This window comes from Luteibacter sahnii, assembly GCF_034063545.1.
GTDB lineage: Bacteria > Pseudomonadota > Gammaproteobacteria > Xanthomonadales > Rhodanobacteraceae > Luteibacter > Luteibacter sahnii.
Map to the genome: position 1 here is coordinate 63,121 of NZ_JAQLOK010000006.1, position 16,220 is coordinate 79,340.

Below are 16,220 nucleotides of genomic sequence, written 5' to 3' on the forward strand. Positions count from 1 at the left end.
CCCGTCCGGCGGGCGACCCGGCCGCTGACTCACGGACCGACCAGCCGGTCGCATCCGCGATCAGGCGTCAACCGGCATCCCCGGGGACGCCATCGCCCGCCTAGACCGAGGGGGCGAGCAACGCGTCGAGATCGTTCTCGTCGAAGCTCAGCCGTTCGCGGCTACCGCCGCCTTCGAGCACGGCGTCGGCCAGTTCCGCCTTGCGCACCTTGAGCTCTTCGATGCGTTCTTCGACCGTGCCCGCCGTGATCAGCCGATAGACGAACACGGGTTTGTCCTGGCCGATGCGATGCGCGCGATCGCTCGCCTGCGCTTCCGCGGCGGGATTCCACCACGGGTCGTAATGGATCACCGTGTCGGCGCTGGTGAGGTTGAGGCCGACGCCGCCGGCCTTGAGCGACAGCAGGAACAACGGTACCTCACCGTCCTGGAAACGCTGCACGGGTTCGGCGCGGTCGCGCGTCTCGCCGGTGAGCGTGACGTAGGTGATGCGACGGCGGTCCAGTTCCACGGCGATCAGGCGCAGCATCTCGGTGAACTGACTGAACAACAGCACGCGGCGGCCTTCGGCGAGCAGCGCAGGCAGCATGTCCATCAGCAGTTCGAACTTCGCCGACTCGCGCACGCCGCGCGCGGCCTCCAGCTTCACCAGGCGCGGATCGCAGCACACCTGGCGCAGCTTCAGCAGCGCGTCGAGCACCACGATGCCACTGTGCGCGATGCCACGCTGCGCGATCACCTCGCGCAGTTCTTCGGCCAGCGACAGGCGCAGGCTTTCGTAGAGATCGCGCTGACGCGGTTCCATCACCACGCGGCGGGTAATTTCTGTCTTCGCCGGCAACTCGGACGCCACCTGCGATTTCGTCCGCCGCAGGATGAACGGCGCGATGCGGCGGTTGAGCCGCTCCTGGCACGCGGCATCCTGGTGTTTTTCGATGGGCACGCGGTAATGCCGACGAAAAGCGCCTTCGTCGCCAAGCAGGCCGGGCACCGCCAGGTCGATCTGCGACCAGAGCTCGCCGAGATGGTTCTCCAGCGGCGTGCCCGTCAGGCAAAGGCAACGCGGCACGTTGAGCGCGAGCAGCGCGCGGCGCGCCTGCGTGCGTGGGTTCTTCACCTGCTGCGCTTCGTCGAGCACGACGAGCGAGAACGGCTGCTTTTTCAGGGTTTCGACGTCGCGGGGCAACAGGGCATACGTAGTGAGGATGACGTCGTGGCCGCCGATGCGCGCGAAGGTCTCCGCGCGCTGCGGACCATGCAGCGCCAGCAACCGGAGGCTCGGCGCGAAGCGCGCCACCTCGGACACCCAGTTGGGTACGAGGCTGGTCGGCACCACCACGAGCGCGGGGGATTCGAGCGCCCCACGCTCTTTCAACGCCAGCAAGTGCGTGATGAGCTGAAGCGTCTTGCCCAGGCCCATGTCGTCCGCGAGCACGCCACCGGTGCCGGCCTCGGCCAGCGCGTTCATCCAGCGAAGCCCGTCGCGCTGGTAGCCGCGAAGCGTCGCGTTGAGCGCCTCCGGTACGGCGTCGCTGGCGCGTTCGGCCGCCTCGCGCAGACGGCGGGTGAACCCGCGCAGCCGCTCCGGCGCCTCGAACGATCCACCGCTGGGCAACGCCTGGACCAGTTCTTCCAGCCGACCGGCCTGCACGCGGGGAAGATGGAGCTGCTGCCGCGGCTTCTCCAGGTATTCGGCGAGGGGGGCGAGCAGGTCGCGCAGTTCTTTCAGCCGCACGGGCACGCGTCGGCGTTCGTCGACCGGCGCATACCAGACGGAGTCTTCCGCTTCGCCCGGGGCCGGACTCAGGCTGAGCTGGTGCTCGGCGAGCGCCTGGGCTACGGCGGGAAGCAGGTTGACCCGCCGCCCCTCCACCTCGATGCCGATCTCGAGATCGAAGGCCCGGTCGGTATCGTCCTCTTTGGCCTGTCCATACCAATGGACAGGCCCTTCAAGCACTTCGAACGGAAAACTGGGGGCGTAATCGATCAGGAAGCCGTCGATCTCGAGCTTCGTCCGCAGCGCCAGCCAGCGCGCGGGCGTGTTGACTTCGAGCGCGCCCGCGTAGCCCTTGCCGGGAAACAGCCAGGCGTCGTCGGGCAAGGTGTCGGCCATGTCCCAGGGCAGGCCCTCGGTGTCGACCGCCGGGTTGAGGCCGACCGTCTCCAGGGTTTCCATCGTCGCCAGCTCTTCGGCGCGACGCCGGGTGATCTCGAGCAACGTCCCCTGGCGCACGCGGCGCACGAGAGGCTCGCCGCCGCGACTGGGCAGGCGCTCCCCCGCGTAATCGAAGGAAAGGCGGCCGTAGGCGAGCGGCGGCGTGCCGGCGGCCAGCCGTGCGTGCCGGGTCAACGCATGCAGGGTGAGCACGGGCCGTGGCGAGACCTCGGCCCGGCGCAGGTCGCCGAACACCTGGGGCAAGGGCACGCGGCCGGCCATCGACGTGGCCGCCAGGCCGTCGCGGAAGGCGGTGGTGCTTTCCGGCGGCAAGGGCGGCAGGTCGAGCCAGTCGCTTTCGGCGGGGTCGCCCTGCAGGGGACCGACCTCGGCGTGCTCGGCGTCGAGGAACCAGAGCGTACCGATGCGAAAGAGGCGCTGGCTCGGCGGCACGGCGGGCAACAGCTTCTGGCTGCCGTCCTTTTCCATCTGCCAGCGCCAGGTCAGCGGCTGCGGCTTGCCGCGCATGAGTTGCAGTCCGGCCACGCCACCGAAGAAGCAGGGCGCGCTGTCGAGGATGTCCGCCAGCAGGTGATCGCCAAGCGTGCCGCTGAAACGGGCATAGCTGCGGCTCTTGCGCAGCGTCTGCGGCAACCCCAGCACCGTGGCCGCCAGCCGCTTTTCGGTGACCGTCAGCGTGGTGTCATGCAGGTGGCGGCTGTCCAGCGGCAAGGGCCGCGAGAACCGACCGTCCGCGCCCGCCGTCAGGAGCACCGGGGCGACATCGAGCCGGGCGGCCGGTTCGTGGTCGTCGTTGACCCCTTCGATGAAGAAGCCGAGCACCATGCGCTCGGTGCCGGCGGCGGCCGCGGCCACGCCGAGCGCGCGCCGCCATGCCACGGGCAGCGCCCCCTCGGCCTTCACGTGTCTGCGCTTGTCGTCCGGTTGCTGCATCCGTGTCGATCCCGCCCGCGCGACCAAAACAGGAAGCTTAGCAAAGGCGGGATGACCTGCCGGTAGGACTTTTTACCCCGGAGCGGCCCGGTTCAGCGAGGGCGGCGAAGACCGGTCAACGCCGCCCGGGGAACAGATCGACGGGGTATTCGGCCTTCTGCTCCCGGCTCATCAGCGTGCGCAGCCCTTCGGCCGGCGTCACTTCGCCGTGGAGCACGGCCCGCACCGCGGCCGCGATGGGCAGGTCGAGCCCGTGGAAGTCCGCCAGGCGACCCACCTCATCGGCGGTCACCACGCTCTCCACCACCTGGCCGATCTGGCGCACGGCGTCGTCCAGCGGCGTACCGCGGCCCAGGGCGAGGCCCAGGCGGCGGTTGCGCGAGAGGTCGCCCGTGCAGGTCAGCACGAGGTCACCCAGCCCCGCCAGGCCCATGAGCGTTTCCGCACGGGCGCCCAGCGCGACGCCCAGGCGCAGCATCTCGTTCATGCCGCGCGTGATGAGGCCGGCACGGGCATTGAGGCCCAGCTCCATGCCGTCGGCGACACCGGTGGCGACGGCCAGCACGTTCTTCATCGCCCCGCCCAGCTCGGCGCCGAGGATGTCGTTGCCGGTGTACGCACGGAAGTTCGGCGCATGCAGCAACACCGCGAGCTCCTTGCCGAACGCCTCGTCGGTGGCGTGCACCGTGACGGCACTGGGCAGGCCCGCGGTGACCTCACGGGCGAACGACGGCCCGGTGACCACGGCCGCCGGCCGGCCGGGCAGCTTCTCTTCGACCAATTCGTGCAGGAAGCGCCCCGTGCCTGTCTCGAAGCCCTTGGTGGCCCAGGAGATCCGGGTGTCCGGATCGAGCAGGGGCACCATCTGGTCGAGCATGGACGCGAAGGCGTGGCTCGGCACCACGACCAGCACGATGGCCGCGCCGCGCAGCACGCTTGCCAGGTCGCTGTCGTAGGTCAGTTCGGGGGGCAGGTCGAGGTCGGGCAGGTAGCGCAGGTTGCGGCGCGCCGCGGCCATGGCCGCGAGCGCGTCCGCATCACGGCCCCACAACCGCGTGGGTACCTCGTTGCGCGCCAGCAGGGCGGCCAGCGCGGTACCCCAGGAGCCGGCGCCGAGTACGGCGACGGCGGGGCGGGCGGGCGCGGTCATGCTCAGCTGTTGAGCGGATGGGCCCCGGCGCCTTCGAGCTGCTGGCGCTGCTGTTCGGCGTAGAGGGCGTCGAAGTTGATCGGCTGCAGGAGGAACGGGGGAAAACCGCCTTCCTGGACCATCGACGAGACCATCTGGCGGCCGTACGGGAAGAGCAGGTTCGGGCAGTAGGAGCCCAGGATGCCGTCGCGGTCTTCGTCGCTGAAGCCGGCGATGCCGAAGATACCGGCCTGGTGCACTTCGGCGAGGTACGCCGTGCGCTCGCCGAGGGCGCAGGTCAGGGTCAGGCTGAGCACGACCTCGAAGAGGTCGTTGCCCAGGTCGGTGGCCTTGTGGCCCAGGTTGAGCTGCACCTGGGGCTGGGCTTCGGTCTCGCCCATCTCCTGGAAGATCTGCGGGGCGTTGGGCGCTTCGAAGGAGGCGTCCTTCACGTAGATCTTCTGCAGCACGAGCTGCGGCTGGCCTGCCTGGCCGTTGACGTTGGTCTCTGCCATTGCGTGTTCCTCGAAAAGGCGTCTGGGGTCGGGTTTCGCGCGCCGTGGCGCGAAAGGCGCCGATTGTTTCATACATCCCGGGGCGCCGCACATCCGGCTTGCGGCGGACGGGGTCCATCTGAGAGAATGCGCGGCTTCCCTATGCCGACCCGATACGTCGGGCAGGTCCGTCATGCGATGCGGGCCTCCATCGGCGGAAGCGCTCCATTCTCCAGCCATCGCGTGGCGCCCCTGTCCGGGATCGCCGCTGGGCCGTCGCCGTCCTGGCCAAAGGGCGGTCCAACCGAATCTATAAGGAGGCCCCATGGCCCGTAGATGCCAAGTCACCAACAAGGGTGTGCAGACCGGTAACAACGTCTCGCACGCGAACAACAAGACCCGCCGCCGCTGGCTGCCGAACCTGCACGAGCGCCGCTTCTGGGTCGCGAGCGAAAACCGCTGGGTCAAGCTCCGCGTTTCCAACCACGCCCTGCGCACGATCGACAAGAACGGCATCGAGGCCGTGCTGGCCGACCTCCGTTCCCGCGGCGAAAAGATCTAAGGAGCTCACATCATGGCAAGCAAGCGCGATAAGCACCGCCTGATTTCCACCGCGGGCACCGGTCACTTCTACACGACCACGAAGAACAAGAAGAACACCCCGGAAAAGATGGTCTTCATGAAGTATGACCCCGTCGTCCGGAAGCACGTGGAATACAAGGAAGGCAAGATCAAGTGATCTTGAAGAAACCCGCCGCAAGGCGGGTTTTTTTTGTTCTTCGCGCAAGTGCCGGGGATGCCGCATGGATGCAGGCTTCGCCGCCGGCTCGGACGGTGAGGCCAGAGGCTTCGGTATCCACCCTCGAGGCGAGTTCCGCACAAGGGAGCGGCCGCAGGCCGATCAGGCCCATGGGCCGCGTCAGCGGCCTTCGTTGTCGAACGCGGAGGACTGCCCGAGCAGCGAGGGTGGACGCCAAGGTCTCCCTGCGAAACGCCCAGGTGCAACGCGCTCTGGCGCCACAAGGTGGATCGCTGGGGGGTCCCCGGATATCCGTGAAGCACCTCTTCTATGCTTGGTCCCCGGATTTCCGCGAAGAACAAAAAAAACCGCCGTCTCGCGACGGCGGTTTTTTTGGGCAACCGAGGTTCGCTTACGCGCCGACCGCGGAATAGCCCTTCAGGCGCTGGGCGAACTGCTGGAGCGAGCGGATGCCGCTCTCCTCGGCCTCGACGATCCACTGCTGGAGGGCCTTGAGCGCCTTGTCGGCGCCGCGCTCTTCCATCAGGGCCACGAGACGGGCGCGGAATTCGCAGACCGTGCTGAGCGCCGGACGATTGGCCAGGGCCGCCTGCATACGCTCGCGGGCATCGTTGTCGAGCCAGCGACCGCCGTCGGCCAGGGCGCGACGCAGGCGACGCGGGATGGACTTGATGCTGTCGCCGGCCTGACCGACTTCCTCGCGCATCGTGGGAAGGATGACGTTGCGGTAGTAGTCGGTGGTGGCCTGGAAGCGCAGCGCCAGCACGCCCTTGAGGGTCTCGGCATCCGGCAGGTGCACGTTGGGCCGCAGGTTGAGCGTAGGAGCCACGCGCAACACCTTGGCCAGCCCGACGGCGCGCAGGGTGCAGATCACCGCCCAGCCGATGTCGAACTCCCACTTGCGCAGGGCGAACTTCGCCGAGCTCGGGAAGGCGTGGTGGTTGTTGTGCAGCTCTTCGCCACCGATCCAGAAGCCCCACGGCGAGATGTTCGTCGCAGTATCGGAGCTCTCGAAGTTGCGATAGCCCCACCAGTGGCCGATGCCATTGACGAAACCGGCGGCCCAGAAGGGGATCCAGATCATCTGCAGCGCCCAGATGGCCGCGCCGAGGACGCCGAACAGGGCCAGGTCGATCAACAGCATCAGCGTCGGGCCCCAATACGGGTGCTTGCCGAACAGATGGCGCTCGAACCAGTCGTCGGGCGTACCGCGGCCGTACTTCTCCATGTCGGCCTTGTTCTGGCTGGCCTCGCGATAAAGCGACACGCCGTCGAGGAAGACCTTTTTGATGCCGAAGATCTGCGGGCTATGCGGATCTTCTTCGGTCTCAACTTTGGCGTGGTGCTTGCGGTGGATGGCGACCCATTCCTTCACCACCATGCCGGTGGTGAGCCAGCCCCAGAAACGGAAGAAACCGTTGAGGGTCCAATGGAAGTCGACGCCACGGTGGGTGGCGCTGCGGTGGTAGTAGAGCGTCACCGTGAAAATGGTGAGCTGGGTGACCACCAACACGTAGACCAGGATCTCGCCCCAGCTTGCGCGGGTGAGGCCATTGGCCAGGAAATCGAGCAGGGTGTCGAACATGAAGTCGGTACCGCGCGGGTAGTGAAGGGGATGTACAGGTACCAGTCTACCGGGGGGTTTCCATACCCACCAGCACGGATGGCGCCTAATTGTGAAAGTCGCGGTTGTCGTCACAATGCCGGTTTGCGCACAATCGCGGGATGACATGCGCCTTCGCCGTTCAGAGAGATCAACGCCCTGCGGCAAGATGGCCGCAAGTTCCTGCCGGTAGGCCGTCGTTGGACGACGTAGGCGCATGACCGCGTCGCCGTTCCTGAACATCCAGGGCGTATCCCGTCGACGGGCGGGGCGCGCGGCCGTGTCCGGGCTCAGCCTGCACCTGAACCGTGGTGAAGTGCTCGGCCTGCTTGGCGTCAATGGGGCCGGCAAGTCCACGACGCTGGCGATGCTGGCCGGCGCGCTTCGCCCGGACTCCGGACATATCCTCCTGGACGGCCAGCGGCTCGACGAACGACCGGCCCTGGCCCGGGACACCGTCGGCTGGCTACCCGAATCCGCGCCCCTGTGGCCGGAACTCTCCGTCGACGAACACCTGATGGCCTTTGCCCGTCTACGCGGCCGCTCGAAGCGTGATGCCCGGCGCCTGGCCGACGCCATGCTCGACCGGTTGCAGCTCGGCGACCTGCGCCGCCGCCTGGCCGGCGTGCTGTCGCAAGGCCAGCGCCAGCGCCTTGGCCTTGCCTGCGCGCTGGTCCACGAGCCGCCGTTGCTGATCCTCGACGAACCCGCCAACGCGCTCGATCCGGTGCAGGTGGCCGAGTTGCGCCGGCTGGTCCGCGAACGCGCCGCGGCGGGCAGTGCCGTCATCCTGTCCACGCATGTGCTCGCCGAGGTGGTCGCGGTGTGCGACCGGGTGGCGATCCTCCATGAGGGATGCCTGCGCCACGACGCGCGGCTGGGCGATCACGCCGCGCTGGAAAAAACCTTCTTCGGCATCGCGACGGGAGCCACCCCATGAGCCTCGGCACGATGACTCGCCTGGAGCTGCGCCGCCTCGCCGTACGGCCGCTGGCCTGGACGCTGGCGGCCTTGACCGGCGCATGGCTGGCCTGGACCTTCACGCTGGGCCTGGGCCAGTTCCTCGGCGCGCAGGTACGCCTCGCCGCCCTGGCCGACGCCCCCGGTTTCACCGATCTGGTGGCGATTCCCCTCCTGGCCGAACTGGTCAAGCTCTCGTTTCTCGTCGTGCCCCTCATGACGATGGCCTCGCTCGCCGCCGAACGACGCGCAGGCACGCTGGCCCTGCTGTGGTCCGCCGGGATGGTGCCGTGGCGCATCGTGCTGGGCAAATACCTCGCCGTGCTCGTCTGGCTCGCGCTCTGGTTGCTGCTTACGCTGGCGATGCCGCTGGCCGTCGGCGCGCAGGGCCAGGCCGACTGGGGCAAGCTAGCCGCGGCCACGCTGGGCACCGCGCTCACGCTCGCGACCCTCGCCGCCATCGGCCTGGCCTGCTCGGCGGCCACGAGCGTGCCGGCCATCGCCGCGGCGATGGCCCTGATCATCTCGCTCGCGCTATGGACGGTCGATCGCGGCGCCCAGGCAGCGGGCGTCAGCGGCGGGTTCCTCGAGTGGCTGACGCTGGCCACGCACCTGCAGAACCTCCTTCGCGGCCTCGTGGTCTCCAGCGACCTGGCCTGGTTCGCCCTCGCCATCTCGCTGGCGCTGATCCTCGCCACCCGCCGCCTCGCCGCCGACCGGGAGCGCTCGTGATGCGCCGTGTCGACCGCTGGCTTTTCCTGGGGGTGTTGCTGGCCATCACCGGCGGACTCGGTTTCCTCAGTTCGCGCCATACGTGGACCGCCGACTGGACCCACGGCGCCCGCGCCAGCCTGGCACCCGAAAGCGTCGCCGTGCTGCGGGCCCTGCCGGGCCCCGTGGCGGTGGTCGGCTACCTGTCGCCGACCGGACCGTTGCGCGAGCAGGTCGCCGCCATCGTCGAACGCTACACGCGCGCCAAGCCCGACCTCGCGCTGTCGTTCGTCGATCCGGATCTCGACCCGGCCGCCTCGCGCCAGCTCGGCATCAGCGGCGACGGCGCCTTGCTCGTGCGCTATCGCGGGCGCGAAGAACGGGTCGAGAGCCCGGTGAACGAACGCAACCTGTCCAATGCGCTGGAGCGGCTGGCCCGTGGCGGCGACCGGCTGGTGGCGTTCGTCACCGGCGATGGCGAACGGCAGGCCGACGGGCGGGCCAACGCCGACCTCGGCGTCTTCATGAGCCAACTCGGCAAGCGGGGCATCCGCACCGTGCCGCTCAACTTCAGCCAGACCCAGGGCGTGCCCGATCACACCGACCTCGTCGTGCTGGCCAGCCCCCTCGCGGCCCTGCCCGCGCGCAGCGTGCAGGCGCTGGTCGACTACCTGCACGATGGCGGCAACCTGCTCTGGCTCACCGAACCGTCGAACGACGACCTCGGCACCGCGCCGCTCGCGGACGCCCTGGGCATCCGGGTGTTGCCCGGCGTGCTCGTCGACGGACAAGGCAGCACGTTGAACGTGCAGGACCCGCGGATCGTCGTGCTGGGCGCTTATCCCTTCCACGCGATCACGCGCGGTTTTCGCGATACGACGCTGTTTCCCCAGGTCGCGGCGCTGGCCCAGGTATCGGCGCACGACTGGGCGGTGGTGCCGTTCCTGCGCTCGGGCGAGCGCAGCTGGACGGCCTTTGGCGGCATCGACAACGATCAACCGTCTACCGTCGCCTTCCATCCGGAAAACGGCGAACTCAAAGGGCCGCTCGATTTCGGTTTCGCGCTCAACCGCCTGTCGCCCAGCCCGGCGAAAAGCGAACAACGCGCGGTGGTGATCGGCGACGGCGACTTCCTGTCGAACACCTACCTGGGCAATGGCGGCAACCGCGCGCTCGGCGAGCGCGTGTTCGATTGGCTGCTGGGCGACGACGTGCTGGTCGACCTGCCATCCCGCGGTGCGCCCGACCGGGTGATCGCGCTGTCGCAGGACGGACTCAACGCACTGACCGCCGCGTTCCTCATCGCGATCCCGCTGGCGCTGATCGTGCTCGGCGCCGGCATCGCGTGGCGCCGCCGGAGACGCTGACATGGCGGCCCGCGTCGTCGCGATCGTCCTGCTCGCCCTTGTCGCCGTGGCGGTCGCCTGGCAATGGCACGCCGACGACACCGAGGCGCGTGACCACATGCTCACCGGGCTCGATCCCGCCGCCATCACGCACCTGGACGTGTCGCTGCGAGGATTCGCCACGCAACGGTTCGAACGCCGCGACGACCACTGGACCGCCGATGGGGCGACGCCTGTCGATGCGGGCCGCGTGGAGGAACTGGCCCAACTCGCACGCACCCCGGTCGACGCATGGAAGCCGTCGTCGGACGTCGATCCGACGCGGATCGGCCTGTCGCCCCCGACCGCCGTGCTGACGCTCGACGGCACGCGGCTGGAATTCGGCGACATGACCGCACTGGGCAAGCGTCGCTACGTGCGCGTCGGCGACCGCGTGGCGATCGTGCCCGCGCAGGCCCTGCCACGCCCGCCGAGGATGCAGGCGCTGGCGACGTCGCCTGGCCCCTGATCGCGCCGGCGGCATCGGCGCCGCTTGCCTAAGGCGGCGCCACGCCCCATCTTGCGCCCATGCCTGAGCTGCCCGAAGTCGAAACCACCCGCCGCGGCATCGCCCCGCACCTGGAAGGCCACCGCGTGGTCGGCGTGGTGTTGCGCCGCCCGGATCTGCGCTGGCCGATTCCGCCGGAGATCAACGCGCTGCTGCCGGGCCAGGTGATCGACCAGGTGGAACGCCGCGCGAAATACCTGCTGCTGCGCACGGCGGCGGGCACGGCGCTGCTCCATCTGGGTATGTCGGGCATGCTGCGCGTGGTGTCGCCGGACGTACCGGTGGGCAAGCACGACCACGTGGACATCGTGCTCGACGACGGCAAGGTGCTGCGCTTCACCGACCCGCGTCGCTTCGGCGCCCTGCTCTGGCAGATGCCCGGCGAAACGCACGAGCTGCTCGACGGCATCGGCCCGGAGCCGCTGACCGACGCCTTCGACGGCGACCTCCTGTGGCGGCTCTCGCGCGGTCGCACGGCGGCGGTGAAGACATTCCTGATGGACAACTCGGTGGTCGTCGGCGTCGGCAACATCTACGCCAGCGAGGCCTTGTTCGCCGCCGGCATCGACCCGCGCCGACCCGCCGGCAAGGTGGCCCGCGAACGTTATGCGACGCTCGCCGCCGAGGTGAAGCGCATCCTTGCCTATGCCATCACGCGGGGCGGCACGACGTTGCGCGATTTCCTCTCACCCGACGGCGCGCCGGGGTATTTCTTTCAGGAACTGTTCGCCTACGGCCGTGCCGCCGAACCGTGCAAAGTCTGCGGCACGCCGATCAAGGTCGTGACGCTGGGGCAGCGCGCATCGTTCTACTGCCCCCGCTGCCAGCGCTGACGGTCAGTCCGGCCAGCGCATCGCCGCATGCGAGTTGTTGAAGCGCGGATCGTTCTCGTCGCCGGACAGGGCCACCTTCAGCCCACCGCGCACGCCCGTGACGTCGATCAGCTGGCCGTCTTCGAAGCGCGAACCCAGGGCGGATAGCTCGACGAGGTTTTCCGCCAGGGCGCCGACTGCGTCGATGGCGTTGTCGGGCACGTGGGTGATGCTGACGTCGGGACGGCCGAACTTGCGCATGCCACGCGTGCGGATCCACGAGCGCCCCTTGGCCTCCTCCTCGGGGCTGCACAGGATCAGCACATGGTGGCGCGGGGGCGCGCCGCCGGGGACAAGGTAATGCTCACGCCAGGCCGACGCGTCGAACAGGGTGAGGATCTGCGGATCGACCACCACCTTGCCGCCGACGTCGGTCAACGCGGCGACCACGCCCAACGTGTCGCGCAGGTAGTCGAGGCTGTCGCGATCAGGGAACCGGCCGCGAATGACCATGACGTGAGGCGCGGCCTTCGCCGCCTTGAAGGCCTCGGGACTGTCCTCGCGAAGCAGGTCGCCCAGGGCGCCGGCGAGCGGATAGCCCTCCCAGCGTGCCAGCACCGCGTTCTGCATGCGCTGCATCTCGATGCCCTCGGGCAGGCCGGGGCTGCCGTATGTCGACGAGGGAATCGTCACGCCCTCGGCGAAGGCGCCGAACACGAAGAACAGGAGGACGGCTTGCTCATCGCTGGGCTGCCAGTAAGGGCGCGGCCATTCGGCGGCGGTCGTCGTCTCGGTCACGTCAATGTCCTTCGTCGGGGTCGGATTCGCCGAGCGGCAGCATGGGCTGCTGCAGCTCGATACGGCCTTCGCCGGCCGTGATGGTCTTGAACTCGGCGCGGCTCACGGACACATAGCGGTCGTTGCCGCCGATCTCAACCTGGGGCCCCTGGGTGACCGCCCGTCCGTGCTCGTCGACGCGCACCACCATGGTGGCCTTGCGCCCGGAGTGGCAGATGGTCTTGATCTCGTCGAGGTTGTCCGCCCAGGCCAGGAGGTATCGGCTGCCCTCGAAGAGCTCGCCGCGGAAGTCGGTGCGAAGGCCGTAAGCCAGCACCGGGATGCCCAGCCGGTCGACCACGTCGGTCAGCTGCCAGACCTGGGCCTTGGTCAGGAACTGGGCCTCGTCGACCAGCACGCAGTGAAGGGCGCCACGGGTACCGATGTCGCGATCCACGGTGGCGAAGAGGTCTTCCTCGCCCGTGAAGCGCATGGCGCGCGCCCGCAGACCGATGCGCGAGGCCACGACGCCTTCGCCATAGCGATCGTCGAGCGCGGGAGTGAGGATGAGCGTGCGCATGCCGCGCTCGTGGTAGTTGTGCGCGCTTTGCAGCAGCGTGGTGGTCTTGCCGGCGTTCATCGCCGAATAGTAGAAATACAGCTTGGCCATGCGGGTTCGGGATACGTTCGCGACCGGCCATGGTAGCGGAAACCCGGCACCCCCTGATCCACCCGTCCCCGAGACTGGCACCTGCTACCATCCGGTGCCTCGTCCGCCCCTCGTCTTCCGGCCGACCATGCTCAATCCCCAACAACACGCGGCCGTCGAGTATTGCGACGGCCCCCTCCTCGTGCTGGCCGGCGCCGGCTCCGGCAAGACCCGCGTCATCACCGAGAAAATCTCGCACCTCATCGCCCGGCGGCACCTGGCCGCCGAGAAGATCGCCGCCATCACCTTCACCAACAAGGCGGCGAAGGAAATGCGCGAGCGCGTGGGCAAGCTCATCTCCGACGACGCGGCCAGGGCGCTCACGGTGTGCACCTTCCATGCCCTCGGCCTGAAGTTCCTGCAGATCGAGCACGAGCGGGCGACGCTGCGCCGCGGCTTCTCCGTGCTCGACGCGGACGACAGCGCGAACATGATCAAAGAGCTCTCGCCCAAGGGCGTGAAGCCGGAAGTCATCCAGGGCATCCGCAACCTCGTCGGCAAGGCGAAAAACGCCGGGCTCACGCCCGAAGAAGCCATGGCCGCCGCGCGCAGCCCGCGTGAGATCGAGGCGGCGACCATCTACGACCTCTACCAGCAGCGACTGGCCGCGTTCAACGCGGTGGATTTCGACGACCTCATCCGGCTGCCCCTGCGCATCCTCGAAACCGACGCCGACGCCCGTGCCATCTGGCAGGAGCGCCTGCGCTACCTGCTGGTCGACGAATACCAGGACACCAACGACGCGCAGTACCGCCTGCTCAAGGCCATCGCCGGCACCAAGGCCCGCTTTACCTGCGTGGGCGACGACGACCAGAGCATCTATGCCTGGCGCGGCGCCAACCCCGAGAACATCGACCAGCTCGGCCGCGACTTCCCGCAACTGAAGGTCATCAAGCTCGAACAGAATTACCGCTGCGCGAAGCGCATCCTGCGCGCGGCCAATCAACTGATCGCCAACAACCCCCACGTGCACGACAAGCGACTGTGGAGCGACCACATCGAAGGCCCGCCCATTCGCGTACTGGAGTGCAAGGACAGCGACCACGAGGCCGAACGCATCGCCGCCATCGCGGCGAGCCTGCACGAGAAATACAAGGACAAAGGCTGCCGCTGGGACGACTTCTGCATCCTGTACCGCGGCAACTTCCAGGCGCGTCCGCTCGAGAAGGCGCTACGGCTCGCCCGCGTGCCTTATCACCTGAGCGGCGCGCTGTCGTTTCTGGATCGCGCCGAGGTGAAGGACATCCTCAGCTACCTGCGCCTGCTCACCAACCCCACCGACGACGCGGCGTTCCTGCGCGTGGTGAACGTGCCCAAGCGCGAGATCGGTGCCACGTCGCTGGAAAAACTCGGCCAGATCGCGCAGACGCGCAACGCGTCGCTGCTGGACGCGGCGCGCAGCGATACCGTGCTCAAGTCGTTGTCGCCGCGACCGGCCTCCTCGCTGGCGAGCTTCGCGCGCCTGATGGACGAACTGCGCAGTCACGCCGTGCACGAAAGCGCCGCCGACCTCGTCGCCACGGTGGTGGAAAAGACCGGCTACGGCGCGCATATCGCCGCGACCACGCCAGACCCCGACCTGCGCGAACGCCGCCTCGGCAACCTGCGCGAGCTGATGGACTGGTTCCGCGCCATGGGCCGCGACGGTGGCCGCACGGGCGACATCGCCCAGCAGCTGGCCCTGCTCAGCCACGCCGATCGCGACGATCCGGGCAACGCGCTGCGCATGATGACCCTTCACTCGGCGAAGGGCCTGGAATTCCGCTTCGTGTTCATCGTCGGCTGCGAAGACGGGACGTTGCCCCACGAAGGCGCGCTCGACGAGGGCCGTCTCGACGAAGAACGCCGCCTCATGTACGTGGGCATCACCCGCGCCAAGGAAGCCCTCACGCTCTCCTTCGCCGCGAAGTCACGCCGCTACGGGGAAATCCTCTCCAACGACCCCAGCCGCTTCCTCGACGAGCTGCCCCAGGACGACCTCCACTGGGACGGCAAGGACCCGGAAGCCGACGCCGAGGTAAAAAAGGAGACCGCGCAGACGCATATGGAGCGGATCAGGGCGATGCTGGCGGGTGGAAGATGAGAGGTGGGGTAGAGGGACGGGAAGCGGGGGCGCCGTGACAATCGCTTGAGGGGGCCGGTGACCATCGAAACACTCAAGGCATGCGTCACGACCTGGTTCCCCGCCTTGCGTCGTCGTGCGCGCCCCTGTCTTTGCCCCGGTTTCAGACCAACCCCTCTGCCTCCAGTTCGCTCTTCAGGTACGCGTAGTAGATCGGCCCCGCGACGAGTCCCGCCAGCCCGAACGCTGCCTCGAATACCAGCATCGCGACCAGCAGCTCCCAGGTGCGCGCGCGGATCTGCCCGCCCACGATGCGCGCGTTGAGGAAGTATTCCAGCTTGTGCACCACCACCAGGAAGCCCAGCGCGGCCACGCCCACCCACAGGGAGACGGACAGGCCGGCAACGGTGATGAGCGTGTTGGAAATGAGGTTGCCCACCACGGGCAGCAGGCCGACGATGAAGGTGACGATCACCAGGGTCTTCGCCAGCGGCACCTGCACGCCGAACAGCGGCAGCGCCACCAGCAGGAAGATCGCCGCCAGCGCGGTGTTGATCGCCGAGATCTTCAGCTGGGCGAAGATGATGTTGTGGAACGCATCGGCCAGGCGCGTGGTGCGGGTGGTGAGTTCGAACGCCAGCGGCCGGGCCGGGCGTCCGCCGGAGCCGTGCGAGATGGCCACGATGGCACCAAGCACCAGGCCGATGAGGATGTGCGCGAACATCCGCGCCGCGTGCGTTCCGACCAGCTGGAGATCCCCGGCGTGCTTGTGGGCGAGCTCCATGCTCTGGGCGCGCAGCTCCGTGACGCTGTCCGGCAGGTGCGTCGTGATCCACGCCGGCAGTTGCTCACGGGCCTTGTCGACGAGCGGAGCCAGCTTGGCGTCCCACAACTGGCGCGGGTCACCGATGTCGCGGCGGTAGAAATCCAGCGTAGCCACCACAAGCAGCACGATGGCGCCCACGACCACCACGGCCACGAGCACCACCGCGATCAGCCGGGCCCGCTCCCCGGGCACGAGGCGGCGAATGAGTGGAATCAATCCCTCCACCACCTCGAACACCAGCAGCCCGGCCAGGAGCGCGGACACCAGGTGCAGCTCGAGGAATCCGAGCAGGGCGATGCCCGCCAGGATGTAGCTGGCGATACGGATACGGTCGGTGGAGTCTTGGAGGCCCATGCGGTGTCCTTGGCGTTGGGG

15 protein-coding genes are annotated in these 16,220 nt (G+C 68.4%); 8 read left to right on the forward strand and 7 right to left on the reverse strand.

Features of this window, described 5'->3' with window-relative positions; genetic code table 11:
- Nucleotides 1–100: 100 nt before the first annotated feature.
- The 3 genes from PI246_RS15120 to secB form a co-directional block, all read right to left on the reverse strand.
- On the reverse strand, nucleotides 101–3,109 hold the full coding sequence (locus PI246_RS15120; RefSeq protein ID WP_320552144.1) for a DEAD/DEAH box helicase: 3,009 nt from the start codon (nucleotides 3,107–3,109) through the stop codon (nucleotides 101–103).
- Between the two features lie 115 nt (nucleotides 3,110–3,224).
- Entirely contained in the window at nucleotides 3,225–4,259 is a 1,035-nt protein-coding gene (locus PI246_RS15125; RefSeq protein WP_320552145.1) for an NAD(P)H-dependent glycerol-3-phosphate dehydrogenase, read from the reverse strand.
- Nucleotides 4,260–4,261: 2 nt separating this feature from the next.
- Complete coding sequence (secB, locus tag PI246_RS15130) at nucleotides 4,262–4,753, reverse strand: protein-export chaperone SecB (RefSeq protein ID WP_320552146.1); 492 nt, start codon at nucleotides 4,751–4,753, stop codon at nucleotides 4,262–4,264.
- A gap of 304 nt (nucleotides 4,754–5,057) precedes the next feature.
- Between secB and rpmB the strand changes: the two genes are divergently transcribed.
- Together rpmB and rpmG are read left to right on the forward strand one after the other, a co-directional pair.
- Nucleotides 5,058–5,294, forward strand: coding sequence for a 50S ribosomal protein L28 (rpmB, locus tag PI246_RS15135; RefSeq protein ID WP_089981369.1), 237 nt, complete (start codon nucleotides 5,058–5,060; stop codon nucleotides 5,292–5,294).
- Nucleotides 5,295–5,303: 9 nt separating this feature from the next.
- A complete protein-coding gene (gene rpmG / locus PI246_RS15140; RefSeq protein WP_343218473.1) occupies nucleotides 5,304–5,471 on the forward strand; it encodes a 50S ribosomal protein L33 in 168 nt (55 codons plus the stop codon).
- 412 nt (nucleotides 5,472–5,883) lie between these two features.
- On the opposite strand, the gene PI246_RS15145 is transcribed toward rpmG, so the two are convergent.
- Nucleotides 5,884–7,077: a DesA family fatty acid desaturase gene (locus PI246_RS15145; protein ID WP_320552147.1), complete on the reverse strand. Its 1,194-nt coding sequence runs from the start codon at nucleotides 7,075–7,077 to the stop codon at nucleotides 5,884–5,886.
- A gap of 235 nt (nucleotides 7,078–7,312) precedes the next feature.
- Between PI246_RS15145 and PI246_RS15150 the strand changes: the two genes are divergently transcribed.
- From PI246_RS15150 to mutM, 5 genes are read left to right on the forward strand one after another with little or no spacing between them, the layout of a single operon-like run.
- On the forward strand, nucleotides 7,313–8,035 hold the full coding sequence (locus PI246_RS15150) for an ABC transporter ATP-binding protein (RefSeq protein ID WP_320552148.1): 723 nt from the start codon (nucleotides 7,313–7,315) through the stop codon (nucleotides 8,033–8,035).
- The gene (locus PI246_RS15155; RefSeq protein WP_320552149.1) at nucleotides 8,032–8,787 is read left to right on the forward strand and encodes an ABC transporter permease; all 756 of its coding nucleotides are present in this window, start codon (nucleotides 8,032–8,034) and stop codon (nucleotides 8,785–8,787) included. Before PI246_RS15150 ends, PI246_RS15155 begins: the two co-directional genes overlap by 4 nt.
- Nucleotides 8,787–10,133: a GldG family protein gene (locus PI246_RS15160; protein ID WP_320552150.1), complete on the forward strand. Its 1,347-nt coding sequence runs from the start codon at nucleotides 8,787–8,789 to the stop codon at nucleotides 10,131–10,133. Before PI246_RS15155 ends, PI246_RS15160 begins: the two co-directional genes overlap by 1 nt.
- A 1-nt stretch (nucleotide 10,134) precedes the next feature.
- The gene (locus PI246_RS15165) at nucleotides 10,135–10,620 is read left to right on the forward strand and encodes a hypothetical protein (protein ID WP_320552151.1); all 486 of its coding nucleotides are present in this window, start codon (nucleotides 10,135–10,137) and stop codon (nucleotides 10,618–10,620) included.
- Nucleotides 10,621–10,679: 59 nt separating this feature from the next.
- Nucleotides 10,680–11,492, forward strand: a complete 813-nt coding sequence (gene mutM, locus PI246_RS15170) for a bifunctional DNA-formamidopyrimidine glycosylase/DNA-(apurinic or apyrimidinic site) lyase (protein WP_320552152.1) — start codon at nucleotides 10,680–10,682, stop codon at nucleotides 11,490–11,492.
- Nucleotides 11,493–11,495: 3 nt separating this feature from the next.
- On the opposite strand, the gene PI246_RS15175 is transcribed toward mutM, so the two are convergent.
- A complete protein-coding gene (locus tag PI246_RS15175) occupies nucleotides 11,496–12,269 on the reverse strand; it encodes a hypothetical protein (RefSeq protein ID WP_320552153.1) in 774 nt (257 codons plus the stop codon).
- Between the two features lies 1 nt (nucleotide 12,270).
- Nucleotides 12,271–12,918: a thymidine kinase gene (locus PI246_RS15180; RefSeq protein ID WP_320552154.1), complete on the reverse strand. Its 648-nt coding sequence runs from the start codon at nucleotides 12,916–12,918 to the stop codon at nucleotides 12,271–12,273.
- Nucleotides 12,919–13,045: 127 nt separating this feature from the next.
- Between PI246_RS15180 and PI246_RS15185 the strand changes: the two genes are divergently transcribed.
- Nucleotides 13,046–15,040, forward strand: a complete 1,995-nt coding sequence (locus tag PI246_RS15185; RefSeq protein ID WP_320552155.1) for a UvrD-helicase domain-containing protein — start codon at nucleotides 13,046–13,048, stop codon at nucleotides 15,038–15,040.
- Nucleotides 15,041–15,182: 142 nt separating this feature from the next.
- Here PI246_RS15185 and PI246_RS15190 read toward each other — a convergent pair whose 3' ends face one another.
- On the reverse strand, nucleotides 15,183–16,199 hold the full coding sequence (locus tag PI246_RS15190) for an AI-2E family transporter (RefSeq protein ID WP_320552156.1): 1,017 nt from the start codon (nucleotides 16,197–16,199) through the stop codon (nucleotides 15,183–15,185).
- Nucleotides 16,200–16,220 lie beyond the last annotated feature (21 nt).